The 17,947-nt window shown below is 66.9% G+C and carries 15 protein-coding genes; 7 read left to right on the top strand and 8 right to left on the bottom strand.

All coding sequences use genetic code 11. The features are described from left to right. Nucleotides 1-119 precede the first annotated feature (119 nt). Both AC1Z4A_RS25535 and AC1Z4A_RS25530 read left to right on the top strand, forming a co-directional pair. A complete protein-coding gene (locus AC1Z4A_RS25535; RefSeq protein ID WP_483682200.1) occupies nucleotides 120-962 on the top strand; it encodes a helix-turn-helix domain-containing protein in 843 nt (280 codons plus the stop codon). Nucleotides 963-982: 20 nt separating this feature from the next. Further along, nucleotides 983-1,162 (top strand): DUF397 domain-containing protein, encoded by a 180-nt coding sequence (locus AC1Z4A_RS25530; RefSeq protein WP_483683724.1) that lies wholly within the window; start codon nucleotides 983-985, stop codon nucleotides 1,160-1,162. 231 nt (nucleotides 1,163-1,393) lie between these two features. On the opposite strand, the gene AC1Z4A_RS25525 is transcribed toward AC1Z4A_RS25530, so the two are convergent. The 4 genes from AC1Z4A_RS25525 to AC1Z4A_RS25510 form a co-directional block, all read right to left on the bottom strand. After that, entirely contained in the window at nucleotides 1,394-1,678 is a 285-nt protein-coding gene (locus AC1Z4A_RS25525; RefSeq protein ID WP_483683723.1) for a contact-dependent growth inhibition system immunity protein, read from the bottom strand. Nucleotides 1,679-1,788: 110 nt separating this feature from the next. Continuing rightward, nucleotides 1,789-2,745 carry a polymorphic toxin-type HINT domain-containing protein gene (locus AC1Z4A_RS25520; RefSeq protein WP_483682199.1) on the bottom strand — a complete coding sequence of 319 codons (957 nt, stop codon included), beginning with the start codon at nucleotides 2,743-2,745 and terminating at the stop codon, nucleotides 1,789-1,791. Nucleotides 2,746-3,158: 413 nt separating this feature from the next. Continuing rightward, a complete protein-coding gene (locus tag AC1Z4A_RS25515) occupies nucleotides 3,159-3,335 on the bottom strand; it encodes a DUF397 domain-containing protein (RefSeq protein ID WP_483683722.1) in 177 nt (58 codons plus the stop codon). A 38-nt stretch (nucleotides 3,336-3,373) separates the two neighbouring features. Next, complete coding sequence (locus AC1Z4A_RS25510) at nucleotides 3,374-4,237, bottom strand: helix-turn-helix domain-containing protein (RefSeq protein WP_483682198.1); 864 nt, start codon at nucleotides 4,235-4,237, stop codon at nucleotides 3,374-3,376. Between the two features lie 147 nt (nucleotides 4,238-4,384). Here AC1Z4A_RS25510 and AC1Z4A_RS25505 point away from each other — a divergent pair, with 147 nt between their 5' ends. Further along, entirely contained in the window at nucleotides 4,385-4,822 is a 438-nt protein-coding gene (locus AC1Z4A_RS25505; protein ID WP_483682197.1) for an ATP-binding protein, read from the top strand. A gap of 21 nt (nucleotides 4,823-4,843) precedes the next feature. Here AC1Z4A_RS25505 and AC1Z4A_RS25500 read toward each other — a convergent pair whose 3' ends face one another. The 3 genes from AC1Z4A_RS25500 to ngcE are packed head-to-tail and all read right to left on the bottom strand — an operon-like array spanning nucleotide 4,844 to nucleotide 8,216. Continuing rightward, nucleotides 4,844-5,830 (bottom strand): carbohydrate ABC transporter permease, encoded by a 987-nt coding sequence (locus tag AC1Z4A_RS25500; RefSeq protein ID WP_483682196.1) that lies wholly within the window; start codon nucleotides 5,828-5,830, stop codon nucleotides 4,844-4,846. 25 nt (nucleotides 5,831-5,855) lie between these two features. Beyond that, nucleotides 5,856-6,773 carry a carbohydrate ABC transporter permease gene (locus AC1Z4A_RS25495; protein ID WP_483682195.1) on the bottom strand — a complete coding sequence of 306 codons (918 nt, stop codon included), beginning with the start codon at nucleotides 6,771-6,773 and terminating at the stop codon, nucleotides 5,856-5,858. Nucleotides 6,774-6,782: 9 nt separating this feature from the next. Beyond that, nucleotides 6,783-8,216: an N-acetylglucosamine/diacetylchitobiose ABC transporter substrate-binding protein gene (ngcE, locus tag AC1Z4A_RS25490; protein ID WP_483682194.1), complete on the bottom strand. Its 1,434-nt coding sequence runs from the start codon at nucleotides 8,214-8,216 to the stop codon at nucleotides 6,783-6,785. A 562-nt stretch (nucleotides 8,217-8,778) separates the two neighbouring features. Here ngcE and AC1Z4A_RS25485 point away from each other — a divergent pair. Further along, a complete protein-coding gene (locus tag AC1Z4A_RS25485) occupies nucleotides 8,779-12,681 on the top strand; it encodes a GH92 family glycosyl hydrolase (protein WP_483682193.1) in 3,903 nt (1,300 codons plus the stop codon). A gap of 73 nt (nucleotides 12,682-12,754) precedes the next feature. Here AC1Z4A_RS25485 and acnA read toward each other — a convergent pair whose 3' ends face one another. Continuing rightward, nucleotides 12,755-15,469, bottom strand: a complete 2,715-nt coding sequence (gene acnA, locus AC1Z4A_RS25480; protein ID WP_483682192.1) for an aconitate hydratase AcnA — start codon at nucleotides 15,467-15,469, stop codon at nucleotides 12,755-12,757. 300 nt (nucleotides 15,470-15,769) lie between these two features. Here acnA and AC1Z4A_RS25475 point away from each other — a divergent pair, with 300 nt between their 5' ends. The 3 genes from AC1Z4A_RS25475 (at nucleotide 15,770) to AC1Z4A_RS25465 (ending at nucleotide 17,930) form a co-directional block, all read left to right on the top strand. After that, nucleotides 15,770-16,243, top strand: a complete 474-nt coding sequence (locus AC1Z4A_RS25475; RefSeq protein WP_483682191.1) for a carboxymuconolactone decarboxylase family protein — start codon at nucleotides 15,770-15,772, stop codon at nucleotides 16,241-16,243. 91 nt (nucleotides 16,244-16,334) lie between these two features. After that, nucleotides 16,335-17,267, top strand: a complete 933-nt coding sequence (locus AC1Z4A_RS25470; RefSeq protein WP_483682190.1) for an RNA polymerase sigma-70 factor — start codon at nucleotides 16,335-16,337, stop codon at nucleotides 17,265-17,267. Nucleotides 17,268-17,375: 108 nt separating this feature from the next. Next, nucleotides 17,376-17,930: a Uma2 family endonuclease gene (locus AC1Z4A_RS25465; protein WP_483682189.1), complete on the top strand. Its 555-nt coding sequence runs from the start codon at nucleotides 17,376-17,378 to the stop codon at nucleotides 17,928-17,930. The last annotated feature ends 17 nt before the right edge of the window (nucleotides 17,931-17,947 follow it).

Raw genomic sequence — 17,947 nt, 5'->3', positions numbered from 1 at the left:
AGAGAAGTTGGCAAACTTGCCAAACCTCGGACTGGTTCGCCTGTACGAGCATGCAGCGAGGGTGCGGCTGGCAGGGCAGCACGAGCCTGGACAGCAGGAGCGATGGGAGGTGGCGCAGGATGACAGCACCAACCGTGCGGCGTCGGCGACTTGGGGCTGAGCTGCGACGCTTGCGCGAACAGTCCGGCTTGACTTTGGAAGAGGTTGAGTCCCGGTCAGGTATCAGCACTTCGAAGGTTTCGAGGATCGAAAGCGCAGCTCAAGGCGCAAAGCCAGGCGACGTTGAGCAATTGCTTGACACCTACGGACTCAAGGACCCCGACGTTCGGGAACTCCTCCTCAGGATGGCGCGGGACGGTGGCCGCCGCGGCTGGTGGCAGACCTACAACCTGTCTCCCGTGTACTCGGACTTGATCAGCCTGGAGTCCGACGCTTCATCGGTCTGCACCTACGAGCCCCTGGTGATTCCGGGGCTGCTCCAAACATCCGCCTACGCTCGGGCGGTGATCGCCGCGCACAGCATGACAGCACCTCCCGCAGACGTGGACGCGCTGGTCGAGGTGCGGGTGGCGCGGCAGTCCGTATTGACCAAGCCGAACCCGCTGCGACTCCGGGCGATCATCCACGAAGCTGCATTGCTGGCCAGCGTTCCGGGAACAGGAGTCATGCGGGACCAGCTCCAGCGCTTGCTGGATGTTGCCGTATATCCGCATGTGACCATTCAGATCTTGCCGTTGGACGCAGAGCTTCATCCCGGAGTAACTGGCGGGTTCACTGCGCTTGGGTTCGGACAGCCCGGCTTGGAGGTGGTGCTGCTGGAGAACCTGGAAAGCAGTCTCTATGTCGAGGAGCCGGCAAACGTGGCACGCTACGCGGAAGCTTTCGAGCGGCTGACTGCTTCAGCCCTGCCGTTCGACAGATCACTTGCCCTGGTCGCCCAACTGAAGGAACGTCAAAGGTGAGCAAGGATGTCCACACCCCGATGAGGGGTATCGCGTGGCTCAAGTCCAGCCATAGCGCAAGCAATAGCAATTGCGTTGAGGTTGGGTCACTGAACACAAACATAGTGGTCCGCGACAGCAAGGACCCGAACGGCCCATCCCTGCACGTCGCCGCGAGGGCATGGGAGAGTTTCATATCGACCCTAAGGGCTTGCCGATGATTAAGCGCCACTCGAGCCGGAGCGCCGAGGGTCTCGGTGGATCAGCAGCTTCTGAGACTGCCACTGCCCGGAAAAGCCTCGGGAGTCCCCGCCGACTTCATGCCCGCGGGGACTCCCGATGCGATGCCTCACGCAGCCATCAGCTGTGACGCCTGCGGCAATGCGCCCGTCCTCGCACGGTGGCGACAACCGGAGGGATGGCAGTTGCGCCTGTCAAGCCTGACCGCGCAATTATGAAACGACCTCCAGAATCGCTCGAAACCATGTGGAAAGCTCAGTACCGTCATTTCGTGGATCATAAGAGGAACCAGCTTGTTCAATCCAGATGGCAGCTAGCTGATCCTCCGACCTCCCGGATGAAAGCATCTCCCTGATTGCAAGCTGCAATGACTCCACCGTCTCCGCAGGCTCAGCTTGACAGAAAGCCTCTACCACCTTAAGCGGTGTCTCGCCTTCCAGATCATAATCCTGATGGAAGTACGCCTGGGCTAGGTAGGAGATGGGCTCGATTAGCATCATAGCTCCGGGTAAGACGTGACAATATGATACCCATCCGGCATGGACGGGTTACGCTGAATGACCGTTCGCACCGTAGCCGGGCTCAGGAAGCTTTGCGTGGCACGCTCCTACACTCTGCCATCTGCCGGATCCATCGCATGAACAATAACACATCGATTCGAATTTCCGGAGATGCACTTACTCCAATCCCCAGAGAGCCATTGATTAATCGCCCCCTGGTTCGCCGCAAGACTATCACCTGTAGCCCGCTCAGCCGCAGCCAGGTCAGTAAATGTCGAAGAGCGCGGAATGTTGCGCGCCATTAGCTCCGCATCAGTTTTCGCGACATGCCGACCAACTGCATGCCCTCCCGCCCTCTCATGCAAAGCCAAATTACAGCTCGCATTGTGAACAAGAACAGGAGTCTGTCCTGCCAGCACATAGTACGTATGCAGGCCATCGACGGTCAGATTGTACGTTTTGGCGGTCCTTGCGAACGCGCGATTAGCCTCCACGCTGACCGAGCGCCCGTCAACGGTGCGGAGGGTCATACCAGCGCGCAGATCTGCGGCCTTGACCCAAGCCAGCTCGGACGGAGACCAGAAGGGGTGTTCGTACGTAGCCGTGAGCTTTTCCACACCTTGCGGTGTAGCTATGGACAGCTCGCTAAAGAGTTTGTCGTGCTCAGTGACGATAAGGTCAGTCACTGCGCGCCTATCCGTCTTGCCGCTGAAGGGATCGGTGGCAACTACCAGATCTCCGACCTTGACGGACTCGATATCCTTTCGCGAGTTGTCCGCCATGAGCACCTTGGTGCCCGCGAGGAAACACTTAAAACAATCTGCCGCTCTTGCGGCCCGCGATCCCTTGGAAACGCCTTCGACCCCCTTCCTGGCTAGTTTGTAAAATCTCCCATAGGGAAGGGCCAGTGCGACGGATACAGAGCACTTACCTGCTGAAGGGTGCTCGACACAATCCTTAGCGACGTCGTCCAGTCCCCAGCTGAACAACGCAAGCTTCATCACGGACAGGTCGGGCGGCGAGGTGTCGATTGTCCATTCGCCCGGTCCGCGAGTGCAGGCCATCCCGCTAAGCTCGTTTCCGGGGCGGTCTGGGACTGCCCAAGTTGCCCGATTGGTGCTGGCCTGTCGAGTCATGGGGCTACGCGAAAATCGATCCTGTCGGAAGATCAGGGTTCGACGAAATCGTCAAAGCGTCGGAACTTACGAATTCGGTAGGCGAGCGTTGCGGCATTCTTCTGGAATTCTCTGCAGCATTGCTGGTTATCAGGTCTGGGGAAGTTGTAACATGGGAGATCTCATCTAAGTAACTGAAGCAGTTGAATACAGATTCAGCCGCGAAGCCCTGCCGGATGACCCCGGTCAGGGCTTCTGCGCCCTGTAACGGACGGCGGTGACGTTGTATGGAGGTTTCATTGGTCAGCTGAGAACTGGATCACCTCACCATTCGTCCTGGTGCGTGCGCAAGCCAATCAAGGTCACCTCGCCCCCACCCGCAGTGCCCTCAGCAGCGCCGCCCACCCCGCAGCCCCGCAGCTGAGCACCACGCCCGGCTTCTGCCCCTCCCGTAGGCGCACCCGCCCACCCGGACCCGTCGCAACCTCCACACAGTCCTGCCCACCTCCGCTCCCCGAGTGGCTCGACTTCCGCCACACGAAGCCGGCCCCGGGCCCGGCAGCGGGGCCGGGCACCGCTATCTCTCCCCGCCCGGAGGCCGCGCCGCCCGCTCCCTGAGCATGTCGAGCGAGCACGCCGGATCCAGTGCCATGGCAGACAGCCCCCGGAACAAGTCCTCGTACCGCCGGACGTCCTCGTCCTTGTCGAGGTACGCCGCCGCAGCCAGGCTGTCCATCAGCACCACGTCCATCCCCGGCGCCGGAAGGCTGTGCAGGACGAAGGAACCGTCCAGGCCGCCATGCGCGCCCGCGCCGAACGGCATGATCTGCACCACCGCTCGGCCCTCCATCGCCACCGCCGCGATGTGCTCCAGCTGCCGGCGCATCACGTCAACGCCCCCGACCCCGGAGCACAACACCGCCTCGTACAGCACCACCCGGTAAGCGGGCGGGTCGTCCTTCGTCAGTACCCGCTGCCGCGACATACGGGCCTCCACGCTCTGCTCGACCTCCGCCTCGGTGTACGCGAAGCGTCCGCCCCCGAAGAGGGCGCGCATATAGTCGGGGGTCTGGAGCAGGCCGGGAACCAGGACGGTCTGCCAGGTGCGGATCGCGACGGCCTTGGATTCCAGGTGCGCCAGATCGGCGATGCCCGGAAAGGCCGCCCCGTAGTGGTTCCACCAGCCCTGCCGCCGGCTTTCCTTCGCCATGTCCACGAGGGCCTCGACCAGGGACTGGTCCGTCACCCCGTACGCCTTGAGCAGGCCGCGTAGCTCGAACGGGCGAATTCCGTTCACTCCGGTCTCGATCCGGCTGATCTTGGCTTGTCCGCACTCGAGCGCCGCCGCTGCATGTTCACCCGACATGCCCGCGGCTTCCCTCAGCTTGCGCAACTCCGCACCGAGGCGCTTCTGCCGGATAGTTGGGGGCTTCTGCGGCACGGCGGACCCCTCCCTTCGGTCGGGCAAGAAGTCTGCCTGCGTCCACCCCGTGCGCACAGTCACCCACAGGGACCAACGCCAGCCGAATTTATGCAGTGCCAGCCCCCATCAGCCCACGAGCCCATCAGCGAACGGAGTCCAGCGATCATGAGCGAGGTCCCTCACGGAGTCCCTCACGAGCCCCTTCCGGAGGACCCTCACCCCACCGGCACCGACTGGTGGTACACCCTCCGGATCCCGGCCGAGCCCTGGATGATCGGCCTGGTGCGCAGCTCGCTGCGGCTCGCGCTCGACCGGCACGGCCGGCCCGATCTCGTCGACACCGCCTGCCTGCTCGTCACGGAGCTGGTGACCAATGGCGTCGTGCACGCCAAGTCGCCCGTCACGGTCAATCTCAGCAGCCGCTCGCGCACCCTGCGCGTCGACGTCCACGACACCGGCCCCGACGCGCCCGCCCGGCGCAGCGCCGGCCTCGACGACGAGTCGGGCCGGGGGCTGACCCTCATCGACAGCTGCGCCACGGCCTGGGGAGTGGCCCCGGCCGCGCGGGGGCGGGGCAAGGCGGTGTGGTTCACCCTGGCGTGAGCCTCCCGGCCACCCCGCGCGCTATTTCAGCGCCCCCGCCGTCAGCCCTGCCTGCACCTGCCTCTGGAAGACGATGTACGCGGCCAGTACGGGCAGCATCGCGATCACCAGGCCCGCGAACAGTCCCGACCAGTCGCCCTTGTAGCCCTGCGAGGCCGCAAGCGCCACCAGGCCCTGGGGCAGCAGCTTCTTGTCCTCGTCGCCCACGTTCAGGACCGTGGGCAGCAGGTACTGGTTCCACTGGCCCAGGAAGTTGAAGATGCCCACGCTGATCAGGCCCGGCTTCGCCATCGGCAGCATGACCTGGAAGAAGGTGCGGGTGTGCGAGGCACCGTCGATCAGCGCTGCCTCGGCCACGGACGTGGGCAGTGTCCTGAAGAAGCCGCTCAGGAAGAAGACCGTGAACGGGAGTGAGTAGGCGATATAGACGAGGATCAGCCCGGGGTAGGTGTTGAGCAGCTGCATGTTCTTCATCACGAAGAACAGCGGGACGAGGGCCAGGATGATGGGGAAGCTCATCCCGCCGACGAAGAGGAAATAGACGAAGCGGTTTCCGGGGAATTCGAAGCGGGCCAGCACATAGGCCGCCATCGACCCGAGCAGCATCGTGCCGAAGAGCGAACCTGCCACGATCACAAGTGAGTTGAGGAAGTACTGGCTCATATGGGCCTGGGACCAGGCCCGGCTCCACGCGCCGAAGTGCAGGCCGTGCGGCAGCGCCCAGGGCGAGGTGAAGATCTCCTTGTCCGTCTTGAAGGCGCTCATCACCGCCCACAGCAGCGGCAGGGTGACCATCAGGCCCCACAACACGAGGACGCCGTGCGAGAAGACGTTGAGGAATCTGCCCTCGCTCCCCATCCGTCCCTGTCCCTTAACCTGTTCCCGGCCCTGCCCCCGGCCCCGGCCCTTCGACGGTCCGGTGGCGGTCTCCGAGGGCTCGGTTTGCGCGGTCACGGTGCTACCCCCAAGGTCCCCAGGTCGGTCGAAGTGCGTACGGGCGTCGGGCATCGGCTTGGCCCTCCGGCATCGCGCATCAGTACTCCAGCCGCTCGCGTCGGCCCAGCCGCATCACAACACCCGCGAAAATCATGGTGACGATCAGCAGCGCAACCCCCACCGCCGTGGCATATCCGGCCTGACCGTCCCGGAACGCCTTCGTGTAGAGGTAGAAGGAGAGCACCTCGGTCGAATAGTCCGGGCCGCCCGGCCCCATCGTCATGATCTGGACGACGGCGAATCCGTCGAGCGCCATGATGCCCATGTAGACCCAGCCGGTCTGAACGGTGTCCCACAGCAACGGCAGCGTGATCCGGAAGAAGGTCTGGACACGATTGGCGCCGTCCAGCAGCGCGGCCTCGTAGAAGTCCTTGGGGACGGAGGACATTCCGGCCGAGAACAGCACGACGTAGAAGCCGACATTGCTCCAGACCATCACCGCTGTCACGCACCACAGTGCGAGCCGCGGATCCCCCAGCCACGTGGGCTGCACCGAGTCCAGGCCGATCGCGCTCAGGAAGGAGTTGAGCGCACCGCTGTTGGGGTTGTACGCGAACTGGAAGAGCAGGGCCACGATCGCGATCGAGAGCACCTGGGGGAAGAAGTACACGATTTTGTAGAAGCCCGAGCCGCGGACGCCCGCCACGGCCGCGTTCTTCCGCCGACGGCCGCCGACGTTGAGCATGAACGCGAAGAACAGCCCGAGTCCCAGCGTCACCAGCGGCAGGACCAGGAGCAGCAGGACGTTGTGGCCCACCGCCTTCCAGAACACGTCGTCGTGCCACAGCCGCTGGTAGTTCTTGAGCCCGGTCATCTTGAAGTCCGGGCTCAGTCCCGTCCAGTCCGTGAAGGAGTAGTAAATCGCCTGGACGAAGGGCGAGATGACGAAGACGCCGTAGATCGCCAGGGGCAGGACCAGGAATCCCGCGATGAAGCGGTACTTACCGTGCTGCATGGCCCCCGCTCACTTGTGCTTGTACTTCTTGACGGAGTCGTCCTTCGCGGTGTCGTCGGCGTAGCGCTGGATCTTGGCGATCGCCTCGTCGGGGGTCAGCCGGCCCGCCATCATCTCGCCGATCGCGCCGACGCCGATCTTCTCCTTCTGGAGGGCGACGTACCAGTCCTGGATACGGGGGTTGACGACGTTCTTGCCGGCCTTGGCGAGGGCTTCCTGGGAGGAGGCGAGGCCCGGCGGCAGGGTGAGGCCGTCGGTGCCGCCGTTGAAGGACGTCAGTGAAGACACAGACTTGATGAAGTTCTGGGAGGACTTCTTGCCGAGCATGGTGCGCAGGAGTTCCATGCCACCCTGCGGATTCTTGGCGTTTCTGGGCACGATGAAGGGCTCGCCGCCCGAGGCCCAGATGGTCCCGAAGGGCATCTTGTCGCTCTTGTCGAGGCTGGAAGGAGCCCCCACCGCCATCCGGAAGTCCTGCGGCGTGGTCTTCTTCGACTCGTTCTCCACCCAGGAGCCGTTCGGGATGAACAGTGCCTTGCCCTCGTTCCAGGCCGTCTGCGACTCGATGTGGGTCAGGCCCGGCGTGCCCTGGAGGATGTAGCCCTTCTTGTACAGCTCGTAGTACGCCTCGAAGGCGGCCTTGACCGCGCGGTCCTTCCAGGCGTTGGGCTCGAGGTTGTCGATTTTGTCGAGCACCTGCACACCGCCGATCTTGGCGATGAACGGGTAGAGGCTGAAGGGCAGGTAGTAGGGGTACTTGCCCGCGTAGGTCCAGCCCGCGATGCCCTTCTTCTTTGCCGCCTCGCAGAGCTTGAGCATGTCGTCCCAGGTTTCCGGGTACTGCGCGTCGAGCTTCTGCAGATTGGTCTTCGAGTACCAGACGCCGTAGACGGTGTAGGCGTAGTAGAGGATCCAGGTCTCCTGGCCTTCGAAGCGGCCCATCTCCACGACGCCGGGGCGCAGGGTGTCGCGGACCTTCTTGGCCGGGTCGTCGAAGGAGGGGGCGTCCAGGAGGGCGTTGAGATCGGTCAGCTGGTTCTTGCCGACCAGGGTGCCCATGTCCATTTGCTTGGCACCGGAGTTGTCGATGAGGTCAGGTGGCGTGCCGCCGTTGAAGCGGGGCTGGAGTTCGGTCTGGATGTCCTGGGTGGAGGAGTGCTTCACCTGGGCGCCGGGGAACGCCTTCTTGTATTCGGCCTCGGCGTCTTTCGCGTACTGGTCGCCGAATCCGCCGTTGAAGATGACGACGTCGAGGGGGGCGCTCTCATTGACCGCGAGCGGGTTCTTGTCGGTCTTCTTGCCCTTGTCGACCTGCTTGTCGCCGCCGCTGTCGCCGCTGCTCGCGCAGGCGCTCAGTGCGCTCATCGCGGGAACCGCGATCAGTCCCATCGCCGCGGCCCGCTTGATCAGGTCGCGTCGGCTGAATTCCGGGGTGGATCCCATGCTCAAGTCCTCGCCTTCTCCAGGACTCAGGCGGTGCGGCGGTCTCCCCTTGTGCATGCGCCGTGGACGAAGGGCCCGTCACCGCGGGTCAGTTGAAGCTTGGTGCTGAAGCAGTGGTGCTGAAACGTGGTTCGGATGCGTGGTTCGGATGCGTGGTGCAGAAGCTCTGTGCTGCAGAAGCCTTGGTGCGCTCGCGTGCTGGATATGCGCCGGGGACGACCGCCGAGACGAACGCGTACGGCTTCGCCGCCCGCCGTTCTCCCCCGGATCCACACGGCGGACAGAACCGCCCCGGACGCCGACAGGTATAGTCCACTCTTCGCCAACTGGGCAAGATCAGAAGCAGCTTTGGCCGTGAGTCTTTCCCGAGTTGAGACCTCGCGACGACCGCGCGACGCCCTCACAGCGTCCCCACGACGACCCCACCACGCCCGCACGTTATCGGCCGCCGGCCGGACCGCGACACCAGACCCGAGACCCTTGACACCACTGGCCTCCCAAGCCCTACTTAACATGCTGCGACTCGGGTGACAACGTTGTCTGCTTCGTGGAGAGGGCAGGGATGCGACACAGACTCGGATACCGCCGATGGCGTACGCTCGCCCGTCCCCTGGCCCTCCTCGCGGCCACCGTACTGATGACGACGGCTCAGGTCCCGCAGGGCGCGGCCGCGTCGGCGGCACCGGGCGGACCGGAGGCGGCAGCCGTCGGCGAGCGCTTCCACTCCTCCTTCGAGCCCGGCGAGCCGCAGCCCGATTGGCGCAGTGCCGTCGAGACCGGCCCCGACGGGCGGCCCCGGGCGGCCGGGGTCGACGGCGAGGACATCAGCGGCATCCCCGGCGGCGTCACCGACAAGGTCGTCGCCGTCCGCGCCAGCGGCGAGCACACCGAGGCGGGCGAGGTCAAGGAGAACCTGGTCGACGGCGAGAGTGCCACCAAATGGCTTGATTTCGAGCGGACGGCCTGGCTGGAGTTCCAGCTCTCCGAGCCCGTCAAGGCCGTGCGGTACGCCCTGACCTCCGCGAACGACGCCCCCGGCCGCGACCCGCGGGACTGGACCCTCAAGGGCTCCGACGACGGCCACGACTGGACGGTCCTGGACTCCCGCCAGGACGAGATCTTCGAAAGCCGCCTCCAGACACGGGAGTTCTCCTTCGCGGGCACCGCCGCCTACCGGCACTTCCGCCTGGAGATAACCCGCAACAACGGAGAGCCCATCATCCAGCTGGCGGAGGTGCAGTTCGCAACCGGCGACTCGGGCGGCCCTCCGCCCGCCGACATGCGCACCTACGTCGACCGCGGCCCCACCGGCTCGCCCACGGCCAAGGCCCGGGCGGGCTTCTCCGGCACCCACGCGCTCCGCTACGGGGGCACGCACCAGGCCACCGGGCGCGGCTACTCGTACAACAAGGTCTTCGACGTGCGCACCAGGGTCACGCCGAGAACCGTGCTGTCGTACCGGGTCTTCCCCGCCATGCCCGAGCAGGACCCCCGCTATCCCGCCACACACGTCTCGCTCGACCTCGCCTTCACCGACGGTACCTATCTGAGCGAGCTGCCCGCCGTCGACCAGCACGGCGCCCGGCTGACGCCGCAGGGGCAGGCCGCCTCGAAGACGCTGTACGTGAACCAGTGGAACAACAAGGAGTCGGACATCGGGACCGTGGCCGCGGGCAAGACCGTGGCGCGGATCCTCGTCGCGTACGACTCGCCCGTGGGCCCCGCGAAGTTCCGGGGCTGGGTGGACGACATCTCGATCGCCCCCGCCCGGCAGGAGCGTCCCCCGGCGCACCCCGCGGACTGGGCGCTCACCACGCGCGGCACGAACTCCAGCTCGAACTTCTCCCGCGGCAACACCTTCCCCGCCACCGCCGTCCCCCACGGCTTCAACTTCTGGACGCCGGTCACCAACGCGGGCTCGACCAACTGGATCTACCAGTACGCGGCCGCCAACAACGCCGACAACCTGCCCACCGTCCAGGCCTTCGCCGCCAGCCACGAGCCCAGCCCCTGGATGGGCGACCGGCAGACCTTCCAGGTCATGCCCACGATCGCGGCAGGTACCCCGGACGCCGCGCGCGGGACCCGGGCGCTCCCCTTCCGGCACTCCCGCGAGACCGCGCGGCCCCACTACTACGGCGTGACCTTCGAGAACGGCCTCCAGGCCGAGATCGCCCCGGCCGACCACGCCGCGATGATGCGCTTCACCTTTCCCGGCGACAACGCCGCAGTGATCATGGACAACGTCAAGAGCCAGGGCGGCCTGGTCCTCGATCCCGAGCACTCCTCCTTCAGCGGCTGGTCGGACGTGCGGAGCGGGCTGTCCACCGGGGCGGGCCGGATGTACGTGTACGGGGTCTTCGACGCGCCCGTGACCGCGAGCGGCATGCTCAAGGGCGACGGCAAGGGCGGCGACGACGTGACCGGCTATCTGCGCTTCGCCCGCGACGACGACCGGACCGTCACCCTGCGCATCGCCACGTCCCTGATCGGCGCCGACCAGGCCAGGGCCAACCTGGAGCAGGAGATCCCCGACGGCACCTCCTTCGACCGCGTCCACGACCGCGCCCGCGCCGCCTGGGACGCCCTCCTCGGCCGGATCCAGGTCGAGGGCGCGAGCCGCGACCAGCTCACCACGCTCTACTCCAGCCTGTACCGCCTGTACCTGTATCCCAACTCCGGCTCCGAGAACACCGGCACGGCCGGCCGGCCCGTCCCCCGCTACGCCAGCCCCTTCTCCCCGCCGGTCGGCACGAGCACCCCCACCCGCACCGGGGCGAGGATCACCGACGGCGAGGTGTACGTCAACAACGGCTTCTGGGACACCTACCGCACCGCCTGGCCGGCGTACGCGCTCCTGACGCCCCGCCAGGCCGGGCGGCTGGTCGACGGCTTCGTCCAGCAGTACAAGGACGGTGGCTGGATCTCCCGCTGGTCCTCCCCCGGCTACGCGGACCTGATGACGGGCACCAGCTCCGACGTCGCCTTCGCCGACGCGTACGTCAAGGGAGTGTCCTTCGACGCGGAGGCGGCGTACGAGGCCGCGCTCAAGAACGCGACCGTCGCCCCGGACAGCCCCGGCACGGGCCGCAAGGGCATGGACACCTCGGTCTTCCTCGGCTACACGAGCACGAAGACCCGCGAGGGCATGTCCTGGGCCCTGGACGGCTACCTCAACGACTTCGGCCTGGCGAAGATGGGCCGGGCCCTGTACGAGAAGACCCACAAGCCCCGCTACCGCGAGGAGTCCGACTACTTCTTCAACCGCGCCCGCGACTACGTGAAGCTCTTCGACCCGCGGATCGGCTTCTTCCAGGGCAGGGACGAGCACGGCGGCTGGCGCCTGGCACCCGACGCCTACGACCCGAGAGTCTGGGGCTACGACTACACCGAGACCAATGGCTGGAACTTCGCCTTCACCGCCCCCCAGGACACCCGGGGCCTGGCCAACCTGCACGGCGGCCGCGCGGGCCTGGCCAAGAAGCTCGACGCCTTCTTCACCGTCCCCGAGACGGGCGGCCCCGAATTCGCGGGCTCGTACGGCGGCCTCATCCACGAGATGACCGAGGCCAGGGACGTCCGCATGGGCATGTACGGGCACAGCAACCAGCCCTCGCACCACATCGCCTACATGTACGACGCCGCCGGTCAGCCGTGGAAGACCCAGGAGAAGGTCCGCGAGGTCCTCTCCCGCCTCTACCTCGGCAGCGAGATCGGCCAGGGCTACCCGGGCGACGAGGACAACGGCGAGATGTCGGCCTGGTACGTCTTCGGTGCGCTGGGCTTCTACCCGCTGGTGATGGGCCAGGGGGAGTACGCGATCGGCTCGCCGCTCTTCACGAAGGCGACGGTCCGCATGGACAACGGCCGGGAGCTGACCGTCAGGGCCCCGCGCAACAGCGCCCGCAACGTCTACGTCCAGTCGGTGCGGCTGAACGGCCGGGACTGGGACTCCACGGCGCTGCCGCACGCGCTCCTGGCGAAGGGCGGCACGCTGGAGTTCACGATGGGCCCGCGCCCGTCGAACTGGGGCAGCGGCGAGAACGCGGGCCCGACGTCCCTCACGCAAGGGGACGCGATCCCGACGCCCCGGACGGACGTCACGAGCCCGCGGACGGAGGTGGTGACGACGGGCGGCGAGGGCGACGGCGCACGGCTGGTCGACGACACGTCGGCGACGGCGGCGACGTTCGCGACGGCAGAGCTGCGCCTGGCGCGCTCGGCACGGGCGCTCCAGTACACGCTGACGTCCGCGGACCGGGCGAAGGCGCCGACCGGGTGGCTGCTCCAGGGCTCGCGGGACGGCGTGACGTGGCAGGACGTCGACCGCCGCTCGGGCGAGCAGTTCGCGTGGGACAGACAGACACGCGTCTTCACGGTGGCGCACCCGGGCCCGTACGCGCGGTACCGGCTGGTGCCGGACGGGACGGCGACGCTGGCGGAGATCGAGCTGCTTGCCGAGTAGGCCCGCGGGGCGAACGCGACGGAGGCCGCACCCCGGATCGGGGTGCGGCCTCCGTCGTGCATTGCCGTACCGCTTACTTGCGGATCAGGTTTCGCAGCACGTACTGCATGATGCCGCCGTTGCGGTAGTAGTCCGCCTCACCGGGGGTGTCGATGCGGACGACCGCGTCGAACTCGATACCGGTGTCGGTGGTGACCTTGACCGTACGCGGCGTGGTGCCGTCGTTCAGCTCGGTCACGCCAGCGAAGGAGAAGGTCTCCTCGCCGGTCAGGCCGAGGGACTCCGCCGAGGCGCCCTCCGGGAACTGGAGCGGCAGGACGCCCATGCCGATGAGGTTGGAGCGGTGGATGCGCTCGTAGGACTCGGCGATGACGGCCTTGACGCCGAGCAGCGCGGTGCCCTTGGCGGCCCAGTCGCGGGACGAGCCGGAGCCGTACTCCTTGCCGGCCAGGACGACCAGCGGGATGCCCTGCTCGATGTAGTTGCGCGAGGCGTCGTAGATGAAGGAGACGGGGGCGTCGGCCTTCGTGAAGTCGCGGGTGAAGCCGCCCTCGGTGCCCGGCGCGATCTGGTTGCGCAGGCGGATGTTGGCGAACGTACCGCGGATCATCACCTCGTGGTTGCCTCGGCGGGAGCCGTACGAGTTGAAGTCGCGGCGCTCGACGCCGTGCTCCGTCAGGTACTGGCCGGCCGGGGTGTCGGCCTTGATCGCACCGGCCGGGGAGATGTGGTCGGTGGTGACCGAGTCGCCCAGCTTGGCCAGGACGCGGGCGCCGGTGATGTTCTGGACCGGGGCCGGCTCCATCTGCATGCCCTCGAAGTACGGGGGCTTGCGGACGTAGGTGGACTCGGTGTCCCACTCGAAGGTGTTGCCGGTCGGGATCGGCAGGGCCTGCCACTGGGCGTCGCCCGCGAAGACGTCCTGGTAGGACTTGTTGAACATGTCCTCGCCGATGGCGTTGGCCACGACCTCGTTGACCTCGGCCTCGGAGGGCCAGATGTCCTTCAGGAAGACCGGGTTGCCGTCCTGGTCGATGCCCAGGGCGTCGCGCGTGATGTCCACCTTCATGGAGCCCGCGAGGGCGTACGCGACGACCAGCGGCGGGGAGGCCAGGTAGTTCATCTTGACGTCGGGGTTGATCCGGCCCTCGAAGTTGCGGTTGCCGGACAGGACCGAGGTGACGGCCAGGTCGTGGTCGTTGACGGCCTTGGAGACCTCCTCCGGCAGCGGGCCGGAGTTGCCGATGCAGGTGGTGCAGCCGTAGCCGACGAGGTTGAAGCCGACCTTGTCGAGGTAGGGGGTCAGGCCCGCCTTGTCGAAGTAGTCGGTGACGACCTTGGAGCCCGGGGCGAGGGTGGTCTTGACCCACGGCTTGCGGGTCAGGCCCTTCTCGACCGCCTTCTTGGCCACGAGCGCGGCGGCGACCATGACGTAGGGGTTCGAGGTGTTGGTGCAGGAGGTGATCGCGGCGACGGTGACGGCGCCGTGGTCGATCTCGTAGGTGGTGCCGTCGGGGGCGGTGACGGTGACCGGGTTCGACGGGACACCGTCGGTGGTGGCCGGGGCGTCGGAGGCCGGGAAGGACTCCTCGCCCGCCTCGTCGGCGGTGGAGACGTAGTTGAGGACGTCACGCTCGAACTGCGCCTTGGCGTCGGCGAGGACGATGCGGTCCTGCGGGCGCTTCGGGCCGGCGATGGAGGGGACGACCGTGGAGAGGTCCAGCTCCAGCTTCTCGGAGAAGTCGGGCTCGGCGGCCGGGTCCAGCCACAGGCCCTGCTCCTTGGCGTACGCCTCGACGAGCGCGACCTGCTGCTCGGAGCGGCCGGTGAGCTTGAGGTAGTTCAGGGTCTCGCCGTCGATCGGGAAGATCGCGGCGGTGGAGCCGAACTCGGGCGACATGTTGCCGATGGTGGCGCGGTTGGCCAGCGAGGTGGCGGCGACGCCCTCGCCGTAGAACTCGACGAACTTGCCGACGACGCCGTGCTTGCGCAGCATCTCGGTGATCGTGAGGACGAGGTCGGTGGCGGTGGTGCCGGTGGGCAGCTCGCCCGTCAGCTTGAAGCCGACGACGCGCGGGATCAGCATGGAGACCGGCTGGCCGAGCATCGCGGCCTCGGCCTCGATGCCGCCGACGCCCCAGCCCAGCACACCGAGGCCGTTGACCATGGTGGTGTGCGAGTCGGTGCCGACCAGGGTGTCGGGGTAGGCCTGGCCGTTGCGGACCATGACGGTGCGGGCCAGGTGCTCGATGTTCACCTGGTGGACGATGCCGGTGCCCGGGGGGACGACCTTGAACTCGTCGAAGGCGGTCTGGCCCCAGCGCAGGAACTGGTAGCGCTCCTTGTTGCGGCCGTACTCCAGCTCGACGTTCTGGCCGAAGGCGTCCTTCGTGCCGAACTTGTCGGCAATAACGGAGTGGTCGATGACCAGCTCGGCCGGGGCCAGCGGGTTGATCTTCGCCGGGTCGCCGCCCAGCTCCTTCACGGCCTCGCGCATGGTGGCGAGGTCGACGACGCAGGGCACACCGGTGAAGTCCTGCATGATCACGCGGGCCGGCGTGAACTGGATCTCCTGCGACGGCTGGGCCTGCGAGTCCCAGTTGCCGAGGGCACGGATGTGGTCGGCGGTGATGTTCGCGCCGTCCTCGGTGCGGAGCAGGTTCTCCAGCAGGACCTTGAGGCTGTAGGGCAGGCGGGCCGAGCCCTCCACCTTGTCCAGCCGGAAGATCTCGTACGACTCGTCGCCCACCTGCAGCGTGCTGCGGGCGTCGAAGCTGTTCGCCGACACGACAGTCTCCTTCATGCATGAATTCGCGTACTGCGGCCATCCTGCCGCCCCGACACCGCGCAGATCCGCTAAGGTGTGCCTAAGTTAGGTACGCCTTACTGGCGCGACAGCGGTACGCCTCTCGGCAGATATCTCGATGTCGAGATAACTCTAGTACATCGCTGCGGCCCGGTCATGCCCTGATGGGCCACTAGGGGGGCCGGGCAGCCGGGAGACGCAGGTCACATGCGGTCATGTCACAGGGGCTCGGGCTGCCCCGTCTCATGGGTGTAGCCACCGACAACCACGGAGGAGCACCCCATGAACGCGCGACTGAACCTTCTCGCCGACCCGGCCGCCGGCAAGGCCATCAAGCACCTCATGGCAGCGGGCAAGGCGATCAAGGAGATGCCGCTGCCGGCCGCCACGCAGGAGCTGGTGGCGCTGCGCGTGAGCCAGATCAACGGCTGCGCCTTCTGCATCGACATGCACACCAAGGACGCCGCCGCTGCCGGCGAGACCTCGGTGCGGCTGAACCTGGTCGCGGCGTGGCGGGAGGCCACGGTCTTCACCGAGGCCGAGCGCGCCGCACTGGAGCTGGCGGAGCAGGGGACCCGGGTCGCCGATGCGGCCGACGGGGTCAGCGACGAGGTGTGGGCGAACGCCGCCAAGCACTACGACGAGCAGCAGCTCGCCGCCCTGGTGATGCTGGTCTCCTTCATGAACGCGGCGAACCGGATGAACATCATCAACCAGCAGCCTGCCGGCGACTACGTGCCCGGTCAGTTCCACTGAGCGGTAGCGGCAACCGGCTGGGGGCCCGCAGCGGGCCCCCAGCCCCCGGGTGAGAATCCTTCGAAGGATTCGAAAGGGAGGGGATTCCGGCGTGAGCAAGGTCGAGGAGTTCGAGGAGCTGCGGCCGCTGCTGTTCTCGATCGCCTACCGGATTCTGGGCAGTGTGGGTGAGGCCGAGGATGCGGTGCAGGAGACGTGGCTGCGCTTCGACGGCTCGTCGACCCGGCCCACGTCGACCAAGGCCTATCTGTCGGCCGCGGTGACGCGGATCTCGATCGACGTGCTGCGTTCCGCGCGGGTGCGGCGGGAGGAGTACGTGGGCCCGTGGTTTCCCGAGCCGCTGCTGAGCGATCCGTATCAGGATCCGGCGCGGGCGGTGGAGCTGGCCGACTCGGTGTCGATGGCGGCGCTGTTGCTGCTGGAACGGCTGAGCCCGCTGGAGCGGGCGGTGTTCGTGCTGCGGGAGGTGTTCGGCTTCGGGTTCGACGAGGTCGCCGCGGCGGTGGGGCGCTCGGAGTCGGCGTGCCGGCAGCTGCTGGTGCGGGCGCGGCGGCACATGCAGGCCGGGCGGCCGCGCTTCGAAGCGGTCCGCAAGGAGCGGGACGAGCTGGCGTCGCGGTTCTTCGACGCCCTCCGCGAAGGCGACGTCGCCGGCCTCCAGGAACTGCTCGCCGCCGACGTGTCGATGGTCGGCGACGGCGGCGGCAAGGCCCCGCAGCTGGCCAGGGCCGTCGTCGGCGCCGAGAAGGTGGCCCGGCTGCTCGCCGCCTTCGTCCCCCTGCTGGCCCGGGTCGACGTGGCGTTCGAGCCGCACGAGGTCAACGGCCAGCCGGGCGCGCTCTTCCGCGACCGGGACGGCAAGGTGCTCCACGCCCTGGCGCTCGACGTCCTCGACGGGCAGGTCCAGACGATCCGCTCGGTGATCAACCCCGACAAGCTCGGGCACCTGGGCCCGGTCGCGGACGCCTGGGCGATTCACCACGAAGTACGGCAGGCACGCCGGTCCGGGGCCCCCAGGGATTGACTCACCAGTACAAGTGATGTGTGGGCCGAATGGGTCGGTCCGCGATGCCGATTGCTGTAGACCCTGGACGGTCGTCATGCTGCTGTCACGATGTCCACGGGAGGACCGATGAGCGCACAGCCCCACGATTACGCGGCTGACGACCCCGAAGTCGCGCTGAAGTACGCGATCAAGCACCTCGAGGTGGACCGGGTGCAGATCGTCGAGGGGGTTATCACTTTGATGTCGCCGAGCTGGGGCCATGAAGCCGCAGCGAACTCGATCCGCAGGCAGCTCGATTCCACAGTGGACAAGCTGGGTTGCATCATGGGCTCGGGCGACCTGGATCTTCCCGGCACCCCCAACTGGTACGTCCCTGATGTGGCTGTCGTACCAGAGGAATTGGCCGAAGATGCAGGGGCCCTGCTTCCCGACCAGACCCTGCTGATCGTCGAAGTCACCTCGAACTCCAACGGCGACACCGACCGGATCGTCAAGCGCCGCCGTTACGCGGAATACGGCGCTCCGTTGTACCTCCTCGTCGACCGCCAGGAGCGTTCGTGCACGCTTTTCAGCGAGCCTGGCAAGCTCGGCTACACCGAGGTCGACGGCCCCCACCCCTTCGGCGCTCCCGTCCACCTCCCCGCCCCCTTCGACCTCGACCTGGACACCACCAAGTTCTGACCGCGCGCGGGACCCGG

The sequence above is a fragment of the Streptomyces sp. 17_S59 genome (assembly GCF_056930295.1).
Note: the sequence above shows the minus strand (reverse complement) of the source record. Positions and strands in the feature narration are given on the sequence as shown.